The sequence below is a fragment of the Proteiniphilum sp. genome (assembly GCF_034927365.1).
Lineage (GTDB): Bacteria > Bacteroidota > Bacteroidia > Bacteroidales > Dysgonomonadaceae > Proteiniphilum.
On the sequence record NZ_JAYFQD010000002.1, the window covers coordinates 12,845 to 33,997 of the forward strand.

Consider the following 21,153-nt stretch of genomic DNA (forward strand, 5'->3'; position numbering starts at 1 on the left):
TGAATAATTAATAGATGAATCTGTTTATTGATGAAATGATTACGGCACCCAATACCGCCGAAAGGATGACAGATACCAGTGCTACTGCCAGCAGGCTGACGAGGAAGAAAGGTGTTTTCTTTTCCGGAGGGGTCTGAAGCATTGGCGATATACCCAAATACAACAGATAGAGTCCGTAAAGCCCGGCAATCGTAGCCAGAAAAGAAAGGGGTGGATAGATCAGTAAAACTCCGGCTACGCACATGGGGGTATAGGAATATACTACTAACCCGAACGCCTTGTCGAAATTTTTCAGTGAATCGAACTTATCGGCCAGGAAAGAGATGATCCATGCCGACAGATATACTCCGCCCACCGTGGAGATAAATGATACCAAAGCCTGTCGTATTCCGTATCCTACCGATCCGAAATGAACACCTATCACACTGTAACCGATCAACCCATACCCGATAAAACCGGCGATTGCCGGTATCAATGCCAACGGAATCAAATAGCCGGTCAACAATTTAATATGACCGTTATTTTCTTCCGAGATCAGATCCCACTCTGTTTTGGGAGTCATCAGAATGTTTTTCGCTCTCTCAATTGTTTTCATACGATTAGTTATATTATATCATTAAAAGTGTCAGCAATAGAATGACCGACACAAAAATAAGGAGTGTAAAATATACGATTTCACCCCCTTTTTCGGGTTTTTCAAGAATTTTTCAAAAATAATATGGTGGTAAAAGGTATTCTTTAAGACATAAAAAACGCCCTGAAAATTCAGGGCGTTACATCTGAGCGAAAGACGGGACTCGAACCCGCGACCCTAACCTTGGCAAGGTTATGCTCTACCAACTGAGCTACTTTCGCATAATTATTTGGTTTTTCACTAAATCCTCTGATTCAGCCTCCTTGCCAAGGTTAGTTCCCATTTCCTTTTTGGGGCAAGGTTATGCTCTACCAAGTTCTAATTATGGTGCAAAGATACCTTTTTGTTTTGTCTCGGCAAAATATCAGAGAAGAAAATTAACGTACCAAGGCACATATTTTTTCCAGATAGAAAGCATCGATTTCGTCGAAATGATCGAGCCGGTCACTGTCGACATCCAGCACCGCAGTTACCAAACCGTTATTCCTAACCGGAACAACGATCTCAGAACGCGACAAGCTGCTGCAAGCAATATGGCCGGGGAACTTCTCCACATCGGGGACGATAAGGGTATGGCCCCCTTTCCATGCAGTGCCGCAAACTCCTTTGCCATACATAATACGGGTACAGGCCGGGGGACCTTGAAAAGGGCCGAGCACTAACCGGTCGCCTTCCACACGGTAAAAACCGACCCAGAAAAAACCAAATGCTTCCCGAAGGGCTGACGCAATATTCGCCATATTGGCTATGAGATCAGGTTCACCATCCGTCAATGCCTGCAACTGAGGGAATAGCGCTTTATATATTTCCCCTTTGGATGCTCCATACGGAACTTGTAAATCTTCTGCCATCACATTCCTCTTTGATGTGTGAAAAGTCGCGTTGCCTTTACAGACAACGCGACTCCATGAAAACATTAAAGAAAAACGAGTTACAGGACACGCACTTATCGTGCCTGTTCCTGTGCTTCGCGTACCATTTTGGCGTTAGGAAGAATGAATACTTCCACACGACGATTCTGTGCCTGACCGGCCTTCGTATTATTATCGGCTATAGGTTGGGTAGAACCAAAACCTTCTGCAACCATACGAGTTCCGGACACACCTTTCGATATAAGATAGTTGTATACCGACTCGGCACGGCGCTGCGACAACGGATTGTTGATAGCATCACTACCTGTACTGTCGGTATGGCCATAAATCTTCACATCGGTATCGGGGTTGCTTTGCAGTGAAGCGGCAAACTTGTCAAGTGACGCGCGTGAAGCGTTGTTGAGCGAGCTTGAGTTGAGCGGGAAAAGAATACCCGATTCAAAGGTAACCTTGATAGCCTGACCTTCATTCACTTTCTCTACCTGCGCTCCTTCAATCTTCTCGAGTTCGGCTGCCTGCTTGTCCATCTTGTTACCGATAATAGCTCCGGCAGATCCACCTACCGCAGCACCGATCCCGGCACCCCAGGCTGCACCTTTACCTCCACCGGCAATAGCACCTATTCCCGCACCGATAGCTGCACCGGCTCCTGCACCGATACCTCCACCTTTTACCGTATTGCTTGCTCCACAGCCTGATAACACCAACGCGCCACCCAAAAGTCCGATGGCAAATAATTTTGAAAATTGTTTCATAGTTCGTTTTTTTATTTAATCTTATTTTTTGGTTAATCGAACAAATTAAGCGTGTCGCAATAACCCAATTCACCGGCCACGATAGCTTCAATCTGCTCGTCTGTATAATCTTTTCCTATTATCTCCTTGTTTTTACGGGCATTCTTGCCAATATATTCCAGAAGTTCTCCTTCATCCTTATCGAAATCGATTTCTAAATCCTCGTCGGCATCCTCATCGAAATAGCCCCTCTCCTCATAGAAGTCATAAAAAAGATCTACGATGTAGCTAATCTCGTCATCCGAGAACTCGTCCTGCATCTCTTCAGGCAGATTCTCCCGTATGAAACGCAGTGAATCGTCCTCATCATACTCAAGTACTTTATCTTCCTGACTCATGTGCTTATGTTTTTAAAAAGTAATGTCGTTTTACTAAATAATGAACAAAGATGAGAAAAATAAGTTCACCTTATTGTTAAAAACTCATCTTTTAAAGTGGATGTGGTTTTTCTCTACAACAGAGGTATTGAAAAGGTAAATGATCTCCGGACAAAGGGAGGGTACCCTTCTATCCGGAGACTCTTTTTTAACGACGGACGTTGCGTTTGGCGTTTTCTTTAGCCTTCTCACGTGCCACCTTCTCTTGCATCTTCTGCGCTTCTTCAAGACGAGCCATGAAGCCCGATTTCTTTTTGACTTTCTTCTTGTTGGCTTCTAACTGTGCCAGGATCGCATCCTCGTCAATCACCTGTTTCATGATAAGGGTAAGAGCAATTGTGATCAGCGTGGAAAGGAAATAGTAGTAATTCAATCCGGCAGGATAAGAGTTCAGGAAGAAGAACATGAAAATGGACATAAAAATGGGCATATACTTCATACCGGGCATCGTCTGCGCACCGGTATCGGTCATCGACATGTTGTATTTGGTGTAGAATACATTAACCACAGTCATCAACAGACAGAATATGCTGATGTGATTCCCCAGGAAACGGGAGATCAAGGGAATATTGCCGCTCCAGGATATCAGGGAGTCGTAGGTTGACAAATCATCCGCCCAGAGGAAACCCTGTTGACGCAATTCAATGGCGGCCGGGAAGAAGAAGAAGAGGGCCAACAATACCGGCATCTGTATCAACATGGGGAGGCAACCACTCATCGGGTTGACGCCCGCTTTATTGTACAGTTCCATAGTGGCTTGCTGACGTTTCATCATCATCTCCTGATCGGTGCCGGGAAATTTCTTCTCAAATTCCTGTATCTGCGGACGAAGGACTCTCATCTTCGCCGACGACATAAAGGATTTGTAGGTGAGCGGCAGAGTAATGATTTTCACCATAAGAGTGAGGATAAAGATGATAAGCCCCATACCCCAATTGAGAGAGAGAAAAACGTTAAAGACCGGAATCACGAACCATTTATTGACCCAACTGAGCCACTTGTAACCCAGGTAGACATTCTCCTCAAGTTCCAGTTTATCGACACTATTGGTAACTCCCTTATCGTAAGCCTTGAGCGTACTGTAATGTACCGGACCGAAGTAATAATTAAAACCGGCGGTAATCAGATCGCTGTCGGGACTTACTTGCGCAGGAACCCATCCTTCGGCCTTGTAGTATTTCGTATAATCGTGACTGGTAAGCACTTCGGAATTGAGTATGGTATTGTTGAAGGGTTGCTTACCGATGATGATAGAAGTAAAGTACTGATCTTTGAACGAGAACCATTTAAGCGGTTCGGAGAGTTCCTTATGATCGTTCTTTGTCTCACTCATTTTCTCTACATCCTGCTTGTCGTATTTATAGTGGATGCGGGTGAAACGATTTTCGAACATACGTCCCTTCTCTTGCTGGCGGATTTTCTGCTCCCAATTCATACGGAAATTGGTAAGACTTTCGGGATGAAGGCCATTTTTCATACCGGCCAGCCGCACCTCAAAATCCATCATGTATTCATCGGGCGGAAGGGTGTATACAAAATCGATATAATGACCCGGACCTTGTTGCAGGCGCATAGTAACTGATTGTCCATCCGCGCCTTTCATAGGCGTAAACATCTGGTCTTCAGTAGAGAGACGGACGCTATTACGATTGAACAGGTTCAGATTGAAACGCGCTTCATCGCGGCCATCAAACAAGAAGAGGTTTTCTCCGGTGTGATGAAGATATTCCTTGAGTTGTACCGACTGTATAACACCGCCACGCGTATTAAGGAGGATACGTAGTTTCTCATTTTCCAATACCACGGTCTCTTCCTTCGCCGGGGTAGGAACTACCGTTGGGGTATCCGGATATGTAGCTTCCTCACTACTATTCTCCATGGGGAGAACAGTAGTAGTATCTACCGCATTGGGTGCACCCGTGCTAAAGAAATCATCAACAATGTTTATCTTACCGGGTACAGCCGTGTCAGAGGCCATACCTGCCCCCTTTTGTTGCGCCTCGAGTTGGGCACGTTCTGCATTCACCAACTCGATGGAGTCAAGCGCACGTTGCCGTGCCTCCCTTTGTTGTTGATCGGGCCTATTAAAAATAGTAAAAGCAATAATGATGGCTGTGATAAGCAGCAATCCTGTGACTGTATTTTTATCCATTATCAGTTTTTATTTTTTACCTGCATCGTGTAACTCCGCCGCTGCCTGCATAAAACTCATGAAAAGGGGATTGGGAGAAATTACGGTACTATTGTATTCAGGGTGGAACTGGGTACCGAGGTACCAGCGAAGATGAGGCACCTCTACCACTTCCACCAAGTCAGAATCGGGGTTGATACCGGTACATTTCATACCGGCTGCCTCAAACCGATCTTTATAGGAATTATTAAATTCATAACGGTGACGATGACGTTCACTCACCTTCGTCTTCCCATAAGCCTTGTATGCCAGCGATCCTTTTTTGATGGCACAATCATAAGCACCAAGACGCATAGAAGCACCCATATTGGTGATATGTTTTTGCTCTTCCATCAAGTCGATAACCCTATCGGTCGCCTTGGGATCGAACTCGGAAGAGTTTGCTCCCGGGATATTCAAGACGGAACGTGCATACTCAATGACCATACATTGCATACCGAGACAGATCCCGAAAGTAGGTATATCATTTTTACGCGCATATCCCAATGCCAGGTACTTTCCTTCAATACCCCGTTGTCCGAAACCGGGAGCGATAACGATCCCATCGGCATCATGGAGTATCTCTCCAATATTCTCTTCGGTAATCTTTTCAGAGTGACAGAGATCCAGTTTTAGTTTCCTGTCATTATAGATAGCTGCCTGTGAAAGCGCTTCGTTGATCGATTTATATGCATCGGGCAACTCGGCGTATTTGCCTACCAATTTGATACAGACATCTTTCTTCGCATTTTTACGTTTTTGCAGGAATGCTTTCCATGCTTCCAGGTCGGCACTACCTTCCAACGGCATATTCATCCTACGCAACAGCACCTCGTCCATACCCTGTTTCTGCATCATCACAGGCACTTCATAGATGGTAGATACGTCGACAGACTGCATCACAGCTCCCTGCTCCACGTTACAGAAGAGGGCCACCTTATCGAGAATATCCTTATTGAGATAGCGGTCGGTACGTAACACCAGCATATCGGGCTGGATACCGAGCGATTGCAGTTCCTTGACGGAATGCTGCGTGGGTTTGGTCTTCACCTCTCCCGCAGCTGCAATATAGGGCACATAGGTGAGATGAAGACAGAAGCAATTACGTCCCAGTTCCCAGCGGAGTTGTCGTACCGCCTCCAGAAAAGGAGTAGACTCGATATCTCCCACTGTCCCGCCGATTTCGGTGATGACGAAATCGAACTTACTTTTCACACCGAGTGATTTGACATTACGTTTGATTTCATCGGTAATGTGTGGAATGACCTGCACGGTCTTACCGAGATAATCGCCGCGGCGCTCCTTATCAATAACACTCTGATAAATCCGTCCGGTGGTGATATTATTCCCTTTAGTTGTCTGTATATTAAGAAAACGTTCATAGTGTCCCAGGTCAAGGTCGGCCTCGTGCCCATCCACCGTGACATAACACTCACCATGTTCATAAGGATTAAGGGTTCCAGGGTCGACGTTGATATACGGGTCGAACTTCTGAATGGTGACTTTATAGCCTCTTGCCTGCAATAGTTTACCAAGCGATGCTGCAATAATCCCCTTTCCCAGAGAGGAAACTACACCGCCTGTAACAAAAATATACTTTGTATCGGCCACGATTATGAATTTATTTAACGTGAATGAATTTTCGAAGTTGCAAAGATAATAAAAAGTGGAAAGGTGGGAAAGTGGAAAGGTGAAATTTAATATGCCAATCCCGATAAATCGAGACAAGTAATGCTAATATACCAATCCCGATAAATCGGGACAAGTAATGCCAATGTGAATAATGTGTGTAATTGTTGAATTGTTGTTGAGTTATTGATTGATACAGATTGAACCCTAAATCCTAAATCAAAAAAGTCTTGACTCTAACAGTCTAACAGTCTAACTGTCTTGGTTCTAAAAATCTAACAGTCTAACAGTCTTGGCTCTAAAAGTCTAACTGTCTAACAGTCTTGGCTCTAAAAATCTAACAGTCTAACAGTCTTGGTTCTAACAGTCTAATAGTCTAACAGTCTTGAATCTAAACTACATTTCCACCAGTGATGCGTTTTCACAACGCATGATTTTACCGGGAAAAGCCTGTACGATAGAGTAATTATGGGTAGTCATAATGACGGCAGTACCACGGCTGGAAATCTGCTGCAAAAGAGCGACGATCTGGCTGCCGGTTTCGGGATCGAGGTTACCGGTAGGCTCATCTGCCAGGATGAGAGCGGGAGAGTTGAGCAGGGCACGTGCGATCACCACCCTTTGCTGTTCCCCTCCCGACAGTTCGTGTGGCATTTTATAAGTCTTATTCTGCATGCCAACCTGTACCAGCACCTCGTTGATACGGTCCTTGATCTCACGCCGGTTCTTCCAGCCGGTAGCACGCAATACAAACTCAAGATTTTTCTCGACAGAGCGATCGATCAACAGTTGAAAATCCTGGAACACAATACCTATCTTCCTACGAAGAAAAGGAATCAGCCGGCGTTTGATACCGGCTAATTCATAATCGAATACCTGGGCATATCCCTCCTCGATGGGCAGCTCGGCATACATACTTTTCATCAGGGTACTTTTCCCGGAACCTACTTTACCAATAATATAAAGAAAATCTCCACGCTTGACAGTAAGATTGACATTGCGGAGAATGATGTTTTCCTCCCGATTGAGTTGTACGTTGGAATAATTGACAAGTTGTTCCTGCACCATCGTTCTTTATTTAATGAATTGGATAGTAAACGGGTATTTCCAGTACTCTCCGTTATTTCCTTTGACGGCAGCAATCACCATAAAGATAGTATATGCCACTCCCAAAAGAGCTGCCAACGGAATACCGATCACAGTAATACAGAACACAACAGCATAAATAGCATAACTGATCATAGCATTAAGAATGTTCTTACCATGCTTATCAACATTGGCATTGGTATCTTTATTGGTGGTCCACATAAGGATTGGAATAATGAAACCGGCCAACGGCACTATGGCTCCTGCAAACTGGGTGAGATGCATCAACATCAGATAAGTGTTCTCCTCAAGACCGAAGAGAGGCTTTTTTCCGGCATTACTGAAACTATTACCCGGATCGTTGAGAATTCTTTCTTTCTCGCGTTGGTATTCCTCTTCGGAAATACTCCCTTTTTCCCGTAATTCGTCGAGAATTTTTAAATCTTCGTACTTCATAATTCAAGTTAATAGTGAAAAGTGAAAAATTAAAAGTGAATTTTCCCAGAAACAGGGCAAAGTCAAATTTATTTGTACTCTGCCGAGTCGCAATAGACTCAGGAGCCGCCCAATAGCAAGTCGATGGTCTCTACCATACGTTCGAACTCCTCTTCTTCGAACAGGCGTGTAAGCATTACGATCTTGCCTTCCCTGTCGATGATGATATTACGGGTGATACCTGCCTTCTTTTCGGCATACAAGCCAAAGATACCGGCATCGGGATCCAATCCTACAGGATAGGTTACTTTAGTGGCGTTGATCAACTCCCTGATCTTTTCTACCGGCTCTTCACGGTCAATACCGTAAAGTGCAAATTCAGGGTTATCCTTGTGACGCTGCCAGATGCGAGATTCGATATAGGGCATTTCCTTACGGCATACACCACACCAACTGGCGGTAAATTGCAGCATCACCACTTTCCCCTTTAAAGAAGAAAGTGAAACATGGGTGCCGTCGGGCAATTTCATCTTAAAATCGGGAGCCTGGTCTCCCACCTTCACCAGAAACTGACGATCGTCATCTCCTACTGTTTCCTGTACTTCGGCAACATTATCACAGGAGACGGCTGCTGCCTCACGACCCTTTCCGGGAGCGGAAGCAGATGAAATTAACAATATAACTGCGAGAGAGATATAGAGTATAAAAAATTTACGCATATTGATCATTCTTCTTATTTGTAACCATAGCTTTTTTACACATATCGATCTTACAAAGATATATTTTTTTTCGATCGTTGTCGTTTTTTAAAAAAAATAATTACAATCACTGTAGCTACAAGTGATCCGATGATATCGGCAATCCAATCACCCCATTCGGCACTGCGCGATGAGAAGAAATACTTCTGCAACAGTTCAATGGCACCTCCATAAAGCACAGGGATAACGAATCCCCAGAAAATCATACGTAAAAGAGGAGGATTCCCATTGTGCATCCTGTAGTAATCAACCAATGAGACAGCAGAAAGGACAAAGAACATACCGAAATGGACCAGTTTATCCCACGGAATTCCTTCGGGCATACCCGGCATTTGAGAAGAGGAAATAAGACAGGTAGCAATGAAAATAATCAATACTGTGAGTAATGGGAGAAATGTATAACGGAAGAGATTCTTCATAAACAATAATGTTGTAAAACTGCAAAGATAACCTCTACTAAACGATTTTACCCAATCTTTGTTGAACAATTTTTTTTTGTTCATGAAAAATGAGGTTAAAGAAAAGGGCTACCACCTACCAACGAACGGGATTTATAAACATATAACTAAAACAGTATTTTATTTTCGTCAAAAATTCGTTCCTTTGCCTTCTGGAAATGGTGGATAGGTGGGTAAAGTGGACAGGTGGTTTAGACTCTAAAATAATGGAATATAATATGAGAAGGATTTTTCTTTGTATACTGGTAATTTTCTCCGCTTTGCAAATGAAAGCACAAGCACCGGCGGCGGAAAATAAAAATCAACGTTACTTCGATATCAATAAGAATATCGACATCTTTAACTCTGTACTGCGTGAATTGGATATGTTTTACGTGGACAGTGTAGAGGTGAATAACCTGGTACAAAATAGCATCCGCAATATGCTGACCCGGCTGGATCCGTATACAGAGTATTATGCAGAGGAGAACATGGAAGACCTTCAGTTCATGACGACAGGTGAATACGCCGGCATCGGAGCAATCATATCCTATAATAACGGACAGATAGTGATCAATGAACCTTATGAGGGACTTCCGGCAGATAAGGCAGGATTGAAAGCGGGCGACGCCATCCTGGAGATTGACGGGAACGATATGCGTAAATCGACAGTAAAGGAGGTCAGCGATAAATTGAAGGGAACCCCGGGTACATCGCTTGAATTGAAAATCCGCCGCCCCGGAGAAGACAAGGAGCGGAAATTAACAATCGTACGTGAAAAGATTGAAGTGGATCCTATTACCTACGCGGGAGTGATAGACGACAAGATCGGTTATCTTCATTTCGGGAGCTTCACGACACGAAGTGCCGACCGGGTGAAGAAAACAGTTCTGGATCTGAAAGCGAAAGGAGCCACATCCTTGATCCTGGACCTGCGCGGTAACGGAGGAGGTATCCTTGACGAAGCGGTGGATGTGGTGAACCTGTTTGTTCCGAAAGGGGAAGAGATCGTATCGACCAAAGGAAAAGTGAAGCAATGGGACAGGACCTATCTGACCCGCAATCAGCCATTGGATGAGCTTATCCCTGTTGTGGTGCTGATTGATACCGGGTCAGCCTCGGCATCGGAGATCGTCGCAGGCGGCCTTCAGGACCTCGACCGGGCAGTAATCGTTGGTAACCGGTCATTCGGAAAAGGACTGGTACAAACACCTCGTGATCTCCCCTATGGAGGAAATATTAAGATCACTACCTCAAAATACTATATCCCAAGTGGCCGTTGCATCCAGGCGTTAGACTACTCGCACCGTAATCCGGACGGAAGCGTGGCCCGGGTCCCCGACTCACTGACAAACGTGTTCAAAACACGTAACGGACGTGAAGTACGTGACGGTGGGGGTATTACTCCGGACATTACCATTCCTCAACCCAGAGGTGGGACGATCGCTTTTTACCTGATGACAGACAATATCATCTTTGATTATGTGACCGGATGGGTACAAGAGCACAAGGAGATTGCTCCACCTCAGGAATTCCGGCTTGCAGAGAGTGACTACGAGGCCTTCAAGGAGTTTGTAAAGAAACGGGAGTTTGAATATGACCAATTAAGCGAACGTTCCCTGGAGCAACTGAAGAATATGATGGAATTCGAAGGATACATGGACGTGGCAAAAGAAGAATTTGCAGCATTAGAAGCCAAATTACATGCAAATCTGGATCGGGATCTGGATCTGTTTAAAGAAGATATTTCCAGCATAATCGAATCGGAGATCGTACAACGTTTTTATTACAAGAAAGGCGTACTGCTGCATCAACTGTCGAATGACAATGTGTATGAAAAGGCTGTGGAGGTACTTCGCAACCAGGAAATGTACCAGTCGATACTCCGTCCCATGCCGGCCAAAGTCCCGTCTGCTGATGAAATGAAAGAAAAGCTGAAAAACCAGTATTCATGGAAAGACAATAAGGAAAAACAGCGGGAAAGAGGACTGGTTAGCTGGATGATGTGCTGATAAAAAGTGGGAAAGTGGGAAAGTGGGAAAGTGGGAAAGTGGGAAAGTGGGAAAGTGGGAAAGTGGGAAAGTGGGAAAGTGAATAGGTGGACTGGTGGTTTTAGGTTTAGGTGCCGGTTAGGCTTATAATATTTCCGCGATGATGATGCCGGTACATGAAGATTGACCAGTACAATAGTCACTAAGTGTCTTTTGGTCGATTACCACCTTTTTCTGTGTGGATGAAGCATGAATAAAAGTGAGACGGTTTCTTTCGTGAAAAGCAAATCCCATGTGGGTTACATCCAGCCCTTTAATATCTGTAGCGAATGCCACCATAGACATATGGGGGATGATAACTGCCTTACCGGCTATATTTTCTTTCGGTAGATAATAAAATCCACCCCGTTCATTGACGCCTTTTTCTATCGCCTGTACCTGCTGCCACAAGACATCATCACTCTTTAACTGCCGATAAGCATTGCGGTGAGTAGTCATAAAATCGATATTTTTTTTCTCCAGGATACCCCCCAGTCCGGCAGATCTGTTTTTCAATATTCCCTTCTTCTCATTGTCATACAGCCAATCGGATGTATAATGAAGCCGGGAGGCATATCCCCGAAGGTTATTATCCCGGTAACGGATTCGTAGCAGCTCCCTGAGAAAAATGTCGAAGTGAGGATTTTCAGACCTGACGGTGTTCACCAATGCCACTACCGACTCTACAAAAGTAGTGCAGTCGAACTCACGCAGGTTAACCACCAACTTTTCTTCACCTTCCATCTCAAGCGTATGCGATACATAGGGATTCCCTAAAAAAAAGAGGGCTGTCTTCTCAAGCAGGCTATCGGTTGAAACAGATTTCCAGGGATCGATATAGGTGAGGTAACGGCCAAAAATATCCCGGTCTTGGGGAGTATATACCGGCTCCGGGGTATCATACATGGAAATAACCGGTTCAAGGATACCGTATTCGGAAACAACTGTATCAGGAGCCATTTCCATAGCTTGGACCGGCGCAAAGAAAGACAATGCGGGCGCTATTATCAAAAAAGCTATGATTAACTTTAATGAACTGGGGATTGGCCTATTTTGTATGAGAACATTTCTCATGTCCATTTGATCCGATTACAGATTTGATCCGATTACAGAATCGGAGAGGTAGCTTTCGAAAGCAGATAGGCATCCATAAGGGTGATAGCTGCCATAGCCTCCACGATAGGCACCGCACGTGGCAAAACGCAGGGGTCATGACGACCTCGCGCCTTAATGACCGTATCGTTTCCATGTATATCCACTGTCTCCTGCTCCCGAAGGATGGTAGAAACCGGTTTGAACGCTACACGAAAGTAGATATCCTGTCCATTGGAAATGCCAGCCTGAATCCCGCCTGAGTGATTGGTGCGGGTATTCACCCTGCCATTATCATTATAGAAAGCATCATTTATCTCCGACCCACGGGCAGATACATCGAAACCTGAACCGTACTCGAAACCTTTGACGGCATTGATACTCAGCATGGCTGAACCTAGCATTGCATGAAGCTTACCGAAGACCGGTTCTCCCAAACCCACAGGTGTCCCTTTAATTACACAGGTGACAGTCCCGCCAATAGTATCACCCTGATAACGCACTTCCTGAATAAGCTTGATCATTTGCTCCGCGATATCAGGATCGGGACAACGGACAAAATTATCTTCGGTACGAGAAAGGTCGTATATCCTATAATCATTCTCCAGCGCAAGATTACCCACTTGTGATGTATAGGCCGTAATGGCCATACCGAGATGCCGCAGGTAGAGTTTTGCTACGGCACCTGCCACCACACGGGCGATGGTCTCCCGTGCGGAGGATCGTCCCCCACCCCGGTAATCGCGGATACCATATTTCTGGTGATAGGTAAAGTCGGCATGAGACGGGCGGAAAGCCTCTTTGATATTATCGTAATCGGACGACTGCTGGTTCTCGTTCCTCACCAAAAAACCGATTGGAGCACCGGTAGTTTTATTTTGAAATATTCCCGAAAGAAATTCCACCTTATCGGTCTCCTTACGGGGTGTAGTGATACGGGACTGTCCGGGACGTCGCCTGTCGAGTTCCGATTGTATAAAGTCCAAATCTATTTCCAGCCCCGGAGGACAACCATCAATCACTCCTCCCACTCCGGCCCCATGTGATTCGCCGAATGATGTCAACCTGAATATTGTTCCGAATGAATTCATCGAAATAAGTACCAATTTACCAGTCAATTACTAATGACCAATTATTAATTACCAATGATCAATAACTGTATGGTTAAGATTAATGGCAGCCGCAACCACCTTCTCCATGTCCGTGAGAGGATCCGCAACCGCAACCGTCTTCTGCGTGTTCGTAGGAAGACCCGCAACCACAACCACCTTCTTCGCCTGAACCGCAACCACCACAGCCACAACCGCCTCCGGAAAAGAGGGCTGCAATCTCTTCGACAGAGGCTTCACGCACACCCACAACAGTTCCTTCGAAATGCATGATCTCACCTGCTAGCGGGTGATTAAAGTCCATGGTAACCACTTCATCATCAATAGAAACGATAGAACCCATCAGGCGATTACCGGCAGAATCCATCATAGGAAGGGTATTACCTTCGAAAAGCACCTGGGCATCGATTTGACCATCGATCTCAAAAACATTCTTGGGCAATTCAATAACTTTGGTTTCGTCATAATCACCATAAGCTTCGTCGGGAGTAAGATGAAAAGAGAAGGTGTCACCTTTTGAAAGCCCTTTGAGTTGATCTTCGAAGGCTTCAAGCATTGAGTTAGTGCCAAAAATAAATTCCAGCGGTTGTTCAACGGTTGCCCGTTCCATCAATTCCCGTTCTTCTCCTTCGCCTACATTAAGGTCGTAGGTAACCGTAACATATTTGTTGTCTGATACTTGCATTGTCTCTCGTTTTAATTTATATTGTTATTTTTACTTCTTCACAATCCACCTATTCACCTATCCACTTATCCACTTTGTCCACTTCTCAACATCTAACAACTCAATAGCTCCGATGTTTAGGGGTGTATTGCTTTTTTCAAATTTATTAAGCCCTTTTCGAGGGTGCTACGCGGACATCCCGCATTGAGTCTCATAAAACCTTCTCCGCCCAAACCGAACATGGCACCGTCGTTTAACGCCAGATGTGCTTTTTCAATGAAAAGTTTCACCAGCTCACGTTGGGGCAGGTCAAGGGTCCGGCAGTCGAGCCACACCAGGAAAGAGGCTTCAGGCAGGATTGTTTTTATTTCCGGGATATTCTCTTTAAGATAATTATCCACAAAATCAATATTCGCCTGCACATAAGCCAGCATCTGATCGAGCCACTCCTCGCATTCGTCGTAGGCAGCACGTGTAGCGGTGAAAGCGAAAATGGTTCCCTGTTGCAATTCGCGCGGTTCGAGGTAAGCGAGGTATCTCTCCCTTATCTTTTTATTAAGGATGACCGCAAAAGAACTGACAATACCGGCAATATTGAATGTCTTGCTGGGTGCCATAAGCGTTAGCGAAATTTCCTCCGCCTTCGCTGAAACCGAAGCAAAAGGAGTATGTTGGTGTCCGGATAATGCCATATCAGCATGGATCTCATCGGAAACGACCAATATATTGTTTCCATAACAGATGTCGGCCAGTTCATTCAACTCAGCGGGTGACCAGGTCCTACCACCGGGGTTATGGGGATTACAAAGTATCAACATCTTACAGTCATTATCAGAAACGATCCGGCGCAATCCTTCGAAATCCATTTTATACTGCCCCTCTTCGAGGATCAACGGATTATTGACCACTTCACGGCCCAGTGATTCAGTCACGATACGAAAAGGGTGATATACCGGCGGTTGGATGATTATCTTGTCCCCTTTGGCAGTAAACTCATCGATGGCAAAGGCAAATCCTTTCACCACGCCCGGTACAAAGTTGATATGATCGCCTTTTACCTGCCAATGATGACGCCTCGCCAGCCAATTGACGATAGAAGAGGTATATTCTTCCGACGGAAGTGTATAACCAAACACTCCATGTTCGACTCTTTGCTTCAATGCCTCTACGATAGCCGGTGGCGACTTGAAATCCATGTCGGCCACCCAAAGCGGAATAAGATCCTCCTGTCCAAAGACAGGTTTCAACCTCTCTAATTTAACGGCATTACTACCCGAACGATCTACTATTTCATCAAAATTATATTGCATCTTTTTATTTTTAGAACCAAGACTTTCAGAACCAAGACTGTTAGACTGTTAGAGTCAAGACTGCTAGACTTTTGGAGCCAGGACTTCTAGATTGTTAGAGTCAGGACTTTTGGATCTAGGATTTTTCAATCTTCACCCAATCCCTATCAATCTCATTGGCATTACTTGTCCCGATTTATCGGGATTGGCACATTCATCATTCATTCTCAAACTCATCCAAACAGTTAAACAGTCAAACGATTAAACGATTAAACACTAATAATATACCGATGGGAGCGACGTATTGTTACGGGCTCTTTTTCCCCCGAAGTTGAGTGATTCCACTGCAAAACCGGCCATGAACTGATGAGAAACAATTCTTGTGATAAGATCATTCACGTGGCTATGATAATAATCTCCCAAATAGGCAGCACGAAGAGTGATATTATGGAGTGGAATATCCACCGAAAAATAGTTACGTAATGCACGTTGATTATGGAAAGAACCAAAATGAACTGTTCCCTTCCCATTTCCAAGGGTAAAAATCTCATAATAGGAATGTCCGTATTCAGGAGAAAAGAACATCCCGGCGAAAGGAGTACCAACCTGCCAGCGGAAAGTAAATATCTTCCAGTTATAGAGAGCGATCGCTGAAAGATGGAGATTGGTGGATACTTTCAATGATCCCGGGTTATTGGAATTTCGCACATTGTACATCCCACCCAATGATGCTCCCCATCCACCTCCTCCGTAAATCTTCAGATTGTCTCCTTTGAGCAGGGGATAAAAGCCGGTGAGCCGGTAATCGAGATTACCATAATATTCCGATGCCGAAGCAGTAGGATTTTTAGTGATAGCAGTCTGTATAAGGAATTGCTGCTGCATAAGCAGTCTACCTTTCACATAAGAGGTTCCTTTGATACGGTCGTGCATGAGTGACACGCTAGTTCCCCTATACCTGAGAGGAGAAAGGTAGCTATCATCGAGAAACGCCTTACCAACACCAAGCAGGGTAGATTGGTTGACAGGACTTACCGGGGAAATATGGGAGTAATTCTCCTGTGAAACCGTCATAAAGAGAAAACCTATCCATATACTAAGCAGTAGTACTGTTTTTTTCATCCTGTTTTTTTATCTTTAGAATTAAAACAATTTCATCTGGCCCGTGATTTCGTCACGCAAGTCGGCATCAGAGACGTCATACTCCCCGTTTTCTTCACTATAACCGTTGTCACCATTCTCTTCCGCAATCTCCACCTTCATTACCTGCTGCGGCTCTTCTTCCGGTTCCGGAAAGCGGAGCGGTTCAAGCTCCTCCACGGTCACCACCTCGTAATTGGATATACGTTTACCTTTTGCCTTATAACTTTTCACACCGATGAATTCCTCTACGTCGATCTCCAATGGTTCGCGAAAATCGTCGTGACCACCAAAGACAGCCTTTACTCTCGGGAAAACCGTATCGGTAAGTAAAAAGAGGCGTGATTGGGGGTTATCACCTATAAAGCGAAGCGGTTTCTCCGACGGTTCAAACGTGAACCGTTTCAGATAGACATACTTTTGATCGGCATCAAAAAGTGCTGCCGTCCATACCTTATGTTCGTCGAACTTCGCGATATGGAGTATATTATGTGGAAAATGGTTGGTGAGGTCGAAGTTACAGATGTAGTATTCACCGTTGGTAGTGACCACAAGAATCATATCTTCACCCTGGAACTCACCGAGGAATTTACCGCTGCCTTCATAATTGAGACGGAACACGTCGGGATCAAACCATACCTTGCGACCGCCGAGTGTGGAGACCCCTTTTTGCTTAAGCTGTATCCGATGTATTTCTGCCTTGGTCAGGATATTACCCATCGCTTGCCTCCCTTTGATCTCTATCTCACTGAAATCCTTCTCGAACTGGAGGATACGCATGCGGGGCTTGGGTTTAAGGATCACTTTGATGGTTTCAGCCTCTCCATTTGGATTGACACTGAAATAAGCGATACGCGATCCGGGTTCACCACGGGTGAGATCGTATTCCTTGTCACGGTTGACACCGATCACCGCAAAGCGCTTGATATAGTGAGGTGCCTTTTTGCCATCGCGGTATACCACATTATAAATGGTTCGCTTGTCATTTCTTTTGAATACACCCGCATAGAGTATACCCTTACCGACAAACATCTTTTCGCTCACTTTCACCACCTTGTATTTTCCATCTTTGAAGAAGACAATGATATCGTCGATATCGGAACAATTGCAGACAAACTCGTCTTTTTTCATGCCGGTACCGATGAAGCCTTCCTCCCGATTCATATAGAGTTTCTCGTTGGCTTCGGCAACCTTGGTGGCTTCGATATTTTCAAAACTACGGATAATCGTATGACGCGGGAAATTCTTTCCATATTTTTCCTTGAGCATCAGGAACCATGCAATGGTATAGTCGACCAGATGGTCGAGGTTATGATCGATCTCCTCGATATCTTCCTTCAGTTTGGCGATCACCTCTTCCGACTTGTCGGAATTGAATTTGAGGATACGTGCCATCCTGATCTCCATCAGCCTGAGAATATCGTCACGGGTGATCTCCCGAAGGAAAGAAGGTTTATAAGGTTCGAGACGGTGATCGATATGCGTGACGGCATTATCCATATTTTTAGCGTTCTCAAACTCCTTGTCCTTATAGATACGCTCTTCGATAAAAATCTTCTCGAGAGATGCGAAGAGGAGCGCCTCCTGTTTCTCAGCCTTCTCGATCTCCAGTTCACTGCGCAGCAGCTCACGGGTGGTATCTACAGAGGAGCGCAACACATCGCTCACAGTGAGGAAATGCGGCCTGTTATCATCGATGACACAACAGTTGGGAGAGATACTAATCTCACAATCGGTAAAAGCATAGAGCGCGTCGATTGTTTTATCGGAGGAGACACCCGGTGCCAGTTGTACATGGATTTCCACATTTTGTGCCGTGATATCATCGACTTTCTTGATCTTGATCTTGCCTTTGTCGTTGGCTTTAAGGATGGAGTCAACCAAACCGGCCGTAGTCTTCCCATAAGGGATATCCTTGATGATAAGGGTTTTATTATCCAACTTGGTAATGGTAGTACGGATCTTGACAGAACCGCCTCTTTCTCCATCATTGTACTTCTCCACGTCGATATATCCTCCCGTCTGGAAGTCGGGATAGAGTGAGAACTCCTCATCCTGAAGGTAACTCACGGCGGCATCACATACTTCGTTGAAATTATGCGGCAATATTTTAGAAGAGAGCCCTACGGCAATCCCTTCGGCACCCTGTACCAGAAGAAGAGGAAATTTGGCAGGAAGTGTGACCGGTTCTTTATTCCGACCATCGTATGATGCTTTCCACTCGGTGGTCTTCGGGTTGAAGAGCACTTCGAGGGCAAATTTATTGAGACGTGCTTCAATATAACGTGGTGCGGCAGCACCGTCACCGGTAAGTATATTTCCCCAGTTACCCTGACAGTCGATCAGCAGATCTTTTTGTCCCAGTTGTACCAATGCATCGCCGATAGAAGCATCACCGTGTGGATGATATTGCATGGTTGTCCCGATGATATTGGCTACCTTGTTATAGCGGCCATCATCCATCCGCTTCATAGCGTGCAGGATACGACGTTGTACGGGCTTGAGTCCGTCGAAGATATGGGGCACCGCACGCTCCAGGATCACGTAAGATGCGTAATCAAGAAACCAGTTCTGATACATTTTAGAAAGGTTGAGTGAACTGTCGTCACCCAGTTTTACCGGCACTTTAGAACCGGCAAAAGATTCGGAAGAGAGATAAATTTCATCTTCTTCCTGATTTTCCTCTCTCTCTTTTATATCGTCGTCGTTAGGTAATTTAGGAGACATATATTTTATTTAGAACCAAGACTGTTAGAGCCAAGACTGATAGACTGATAGACTGTTAGAGCCAGGACTGATAGACTGTTAGAGCCAAGACTTTTAGACTGTTAGAATCAAGACTTTTAGACTGTTAGAGCCAAGACTGATAGACTTTTAGACTGTTAGAGCCGAGACTGTTAAAAGCGAGACTGTTAGAGCCAGGACTTATAGGCTTTTAAAACCAAGACTTTTAGATTTGGGATTCAATCAATCTCAAACCAATCTCATCATTCACATTGACATTACTTGTCCCGATTTATCGGGATTGGCACATTAAATTATTCCTCAAAGGTAACAATTTCAAGGGTAATTGCCAAATCAGAAAGTCCACTCTTTGGAAGTTTTCGCCTTGTCAGTTTCTATCGGTACGTCCGCCTTCGTTTTAATAGGTTCTTTTGTATTGTTCTGAACTCCTGCACCTTTATAATACTGCAATACATTGGGCATAATTGATTCAATCCGAGCAATGCGATTATTATCGTTGGGATGTGTACTCATGGCTTCAGGAACCTGGGCTCCACCTGAATTTTCCGCCATTCTGGTCCAGAAAGAGACGGCAACACGGGGGTCGTAACCAGCGATAGCCATCAGTATCAATCCGATCTCATCAGCCTCATATTCATGTTTACGGGCATAAGGCATCATCACGCCATATTGTGCTCCCAAGCCAAAGACAGCACTTCCAAGCTGTTGCATAACCTGCGAATTACCCAAAAATCCTCCTGCGATAGCACCTCCATACTGTAAAGCTACCTGCTGGCTTAACCTCTCATTGGAGTGGCGCGCGAGCACATGGGCTATTTCATGCCCCATCACTACGGCCAAAGCATCTTCTGTTTGGGTAATAGGGAGCAGGCCGGTATAAACAACCACCTTACCACCCGGCATGGCAAAGGCATTGACACTATTATCCTTTACCAGATTAAATTCCCACGAATAGTTATCCAGCTCAGATGCGTATCCATTATTGGTATAAAAAGTCTTTACCGCAGTGGCTATGCGTGCACCTACGCGGCTGACCATCTGCGCATTGGTTGTCCCTCTCTCCACAGGAGCCGTACGCATGAAATCCTGATACTGCTGCAAACTCAATGCAATCACCTCCTCGTTAGAGACCAACTGCAACTGCCTTCTCCCGGTAAACGGTACGCTTCCACATGCATCGAGCAGCACTACTGCCACAAACATTACAAGCGTCAATTTTATGGTTCTTTGTAATTTTTTTTGCTCCATATTATATTGTTATTTACGATTTATGATCTGGGATTCATGATTGGGGAATCATAAATGATAATCAATTTTGGCAAAAGTATAAAAAAATCCGATCCAAATAGCGCGACTCCACATAAAAAAGGGTAACCTGTCCTCAAATCATCCGACAAGCTACCCTTATAATATACTGTATGGAGACTTTTCCTCTTTTACCTCCTCAACCGGTTGAGTGACCTCACCAACGCTTCATCGGCACCTATCCTGCGAATGGCGAGCAATGAGAAGATGATAGCGATTACCGGCATAATAACCCCAATTCCTATTTTCAGGAATTGCAGACTTTCCGCCGAAGTAAGTGTATATAGGATGAATCCAAGATAGAGATAAAATCCTATCATGAAGATAACATTGAATATGGAAAGACGTATCTGCAACATCCTGTTCTTGTAGAGGAAAACAGTAAGGAGTGCCAATACCGAACTGGCAACACCCATAACGAACAACCCCCAGGTAGAATCGTTCAGTTGGTCGTTCATGTATACGCCCATTGCCTTAAACACAGCCTGATCGGAATTATAAAGAAACAGGGCAAGAGGTGTTACGGAAGCAACCAACATGGCAACCGCAGCCAGGAGAAGGAAAATCGACTGGATACGTTGTAACAT

General features: G+C 44.8%; 19 protein-coding genes and 1 tRNA gene. 1 reads left to right on the forward strand and 19 read right to left on the reverse strand.

Annotation, left to right across the window (positions count from 1 at the left end; all coding sequences use genetic code 11):
• Positions 1 to 7 precede the first annotated feature (7 nt).
• From VB073_RS00695 to VB073_RS00745, 11 genes are all read right to left on the reverse strand, one after another.
• The gene (locus VB073_RS00695) at positions 8 to 595 is read right to left on the reverse strand and encodes a Yip1 family protein (RefSeq protein ID WP_323402216.1); all 588 of its coding nucleotides are present in this window, start codon (positions 593 to 595) and stop codon (positions 8 to 10) included.
• Positions 596 to 782: 187 nt separating this feature from the next.
• A tRNA-Gly gene (locus VB073_RS00700) sits at positions 783 to 855 on the reverse strand.
• A gap of 156 nt (positions 856 to 1,011) precedes the next feature.
• Entirely contained in the window at positions 1,012 to 1,485 is a 474-nt protein-coding gene (locus VB073_RS00705) for a GAF domain-containing protein (protein ID WP_323402217.1), read from the reverse strand.
• Between the two features lie 95 nt (positions 1,486 to 1,580).
• Positions 1,581 to 2,261: an OmpA family protein gene (locus VB073_RS00710; protein ID WP_323402218.1), complete on the reverse strand. Its 681-nt coding sequence runs from the start codon at positions 2,259 to 2,261 to the stop codon at positions 1,581 to 1,583.
• 32 nt (positions 2,262 to 2,293) lie between these two features.
• Positions 2,294 to 2,638, reverse strand: a complete 345-nt coding sequence (locus VB073_RS00715) for a hypothetical protein (RefSeq protein WP_323402219.1) — start codon at positions 2,636 to 2,638, stop codon at positions 2,294 to 2,296.
• A gap of 187 nt (positions 2,639 to 2,825) precedes the next feature.
• On the reverse strand, positions 2,826 to 4,829 hold the full coding sequence (yidC, locus tag VB073_RS00720; protein ID WP_323402220.1) for a membrane protein insertase YidC: 2,004 nt from the start codon (positions 4,827 to 4,829) through the stop codon (positions 2,826 to 2,828).
• Between the two features lie 9 nt (positions 4,830 to 4,838).
• Positions 4,839 to 6,458 (reverse strand): CTP synthase, encoded by a 1,620-nt coding sequence (locus tag VB073_RS00725; protein ID WP_323402221.1) that lies wholly within the window; start codon positions 6,456 to 6,458, stop codon positions 4,839 to 4,841.
• Positions 6,459 to 6,872: 414 nt separating this feature from the next.
• The gene (locus tag VB073_RS00730; RefSeq protein ID WP_323402222.1) at positions 6,873 to 7,544 is read right to left on the reverse strand and encodes a cell division ATP-binding protein FtsE; all 672 of its coding nucleotides are present in this window, start codon (positions 7,542 to 7,544) and stop codon (positions 6,873 to 6,875) included.
• 6 nt (positions 7,545 to 7,550) lie between these two features.
• Positions 7,551 to 8,018, reverse strand: coding sequence for a DUF4870 domain-containing protein (locus VB073_RS00735; RefSeq protein WP_323402223.1), 468 nt, complete (start codon positions 8,016 to 8,018; stop codon positions 7,551 to 7,553).
• Positions 8,019 to 8,116: 98 nt separating this feature from the next.
• The gene (locus VB073_RS00740) at positions 8,117 to 8,716 is read right to left on the reverse strand and encodes a TlpA disulfide reductase family protein (protein ID WP_323402224.1); all 600 of its coding nucleotides are present in this window, start codon (positions 8,714 to 8,716) and stop codon (positions 8,117 to 8,119) included.
• Between the two features lie 50 nt (positions 8,717 to 8,766).
• Complete coding sequence (locus VB073_RS00745; RefSeq protein ID WP_323402225.1) at positions 8,767 to 9,258, reverse strand: VanZ family protein; 492 nt, start codon at positions 9,256 to 9,258, stop codon at positions 8,767 to 8,769.
• Positions 9,259 to 9,431: 173 nt separating this feature from the next.
• Between VB073_RS00745 and VB073_RS00750 the strand changes: the two genes are divergently transcribed.
• Positions 9,432 to 11,204: a S41 family peptidase gene (locus VB073_RS00750; protein ID WP_323402226.1), complete on the forward strand. Its 1,773-nt coding sequence runs from the start codon at positions 9,432 to 9,434 to the stop codon at positions 11,202 to 11,204.
• Between the two features lie 123 nt (positions 11,205 to 11,327).
• Here VB073_RS00750 and VB073_RS00755 read toward each other — a convergent pair whose 3' ends face one another.
• The 8 genes from VB073_RS00755 to VB073_RS00790 form a co-directional block, all read right to left on the reverse strand.
• Positions 11,328 to 12,233 carry an N-acetylmuramoyl-L-alanine amidase-like domain-containing protein gene (locus tag VB073_RS00755; protein WP_323402227.1) on the reverse strand — a complete coding sequence of 302 codons (906 nt, stop codon included), beginning with the start codon at positions 12,231 to 12,233 and terminating at the stop codon, positions 11,328 to 11,330.
• 95 nt (positions 12,234 to 12,328) lie between these two features.
• The gene (gene aroC, locus VB073_RS00760; protein WP_323402228.1) at positions 12,329 to 13,405 is read right to left on the reverse strand and encodes a chorismate synthase; all 1,077 of its coding nucleotides are present in this window, start codon (positions 13,403 to 13,405) and stop codon (positions 12,329 to 12,331) included.
• Between the two features lie 79 nt (positions 13,406 to 13,484).
• Positions 13,485 to 14,108, reverse strand: coding sequence for an FKBP-type peptidyl-prolyl cis-trans isomerase (locus VB073_RS00765; RefSeq protein WP_323402229.1), 624 nt, complete (start codon positions 14,106 to 14,108; stop codon positions 13,485 to 13,487).
• A gap of 116 nt (positions 14,109 to 14,224) precedes the next feature.
• A complete protein-coding gene (locus VB073_RS00770; protein WP_323402230.1) occupies positions 14,225 to 15,397 on the reverse strand; it encodes a PatB family C-S lyase in 1,173 nt (390 codons plus the stop codon).
• A gap of 255 nt (positions 15,398 to 15,652) precedes the next feature.
• Positions 15,653 to 16,498 (reverse strand): DUF3316 domain-containing protein, encoded by an 846-nt coding sequence (locus VB073_RS00775; protein ID WP_323402231.1) that lies wholly within the window; start codon positions 16,496 to 16,498, stop codon positions 15,653 to 15,655.
• A 21-nt stretch (positions 16,499 to 16,519) separates the two neighbouring features.
• On the reverse strand, positions 16,520 to 19,243 hold the full coding sequence (locus VB073_RS00780; protein ID WP_323402232.1) for a DNA gyrase/topoisomerase IV subunit A: 2,724 nt from the start codon (positions 19,241 to 19,243) through the stop codon (positions 16,520 to 16,522).
• A gap of 351 nt (positions 19,244 to 19,594) precedes the next feature.
• On the reverse strand, positions 19,595 to 20,509 hold the full coding sequence (locus tag VB073_RS00785; protein WP_323402233.1) for a M48 family metallopeptidase: 915 nt from the start codon (positions 20,507 to 20,509) through the stop codon (positions 19,595 to 19,597).
• A gap of 188 nt (positions 20,510 to 20,697) precedes the next feature.
• On the reverse strand, positions 20,698 to 21,153 hold the full coding sequence (locus VB073_RS00790) for a DUF4293 domain-containing protein (RefSeq protein WP_323402234.1): 456 nt from the start codon (positions 21,151 to 21,153) through the stop codon (positions 20,698 to 20,700).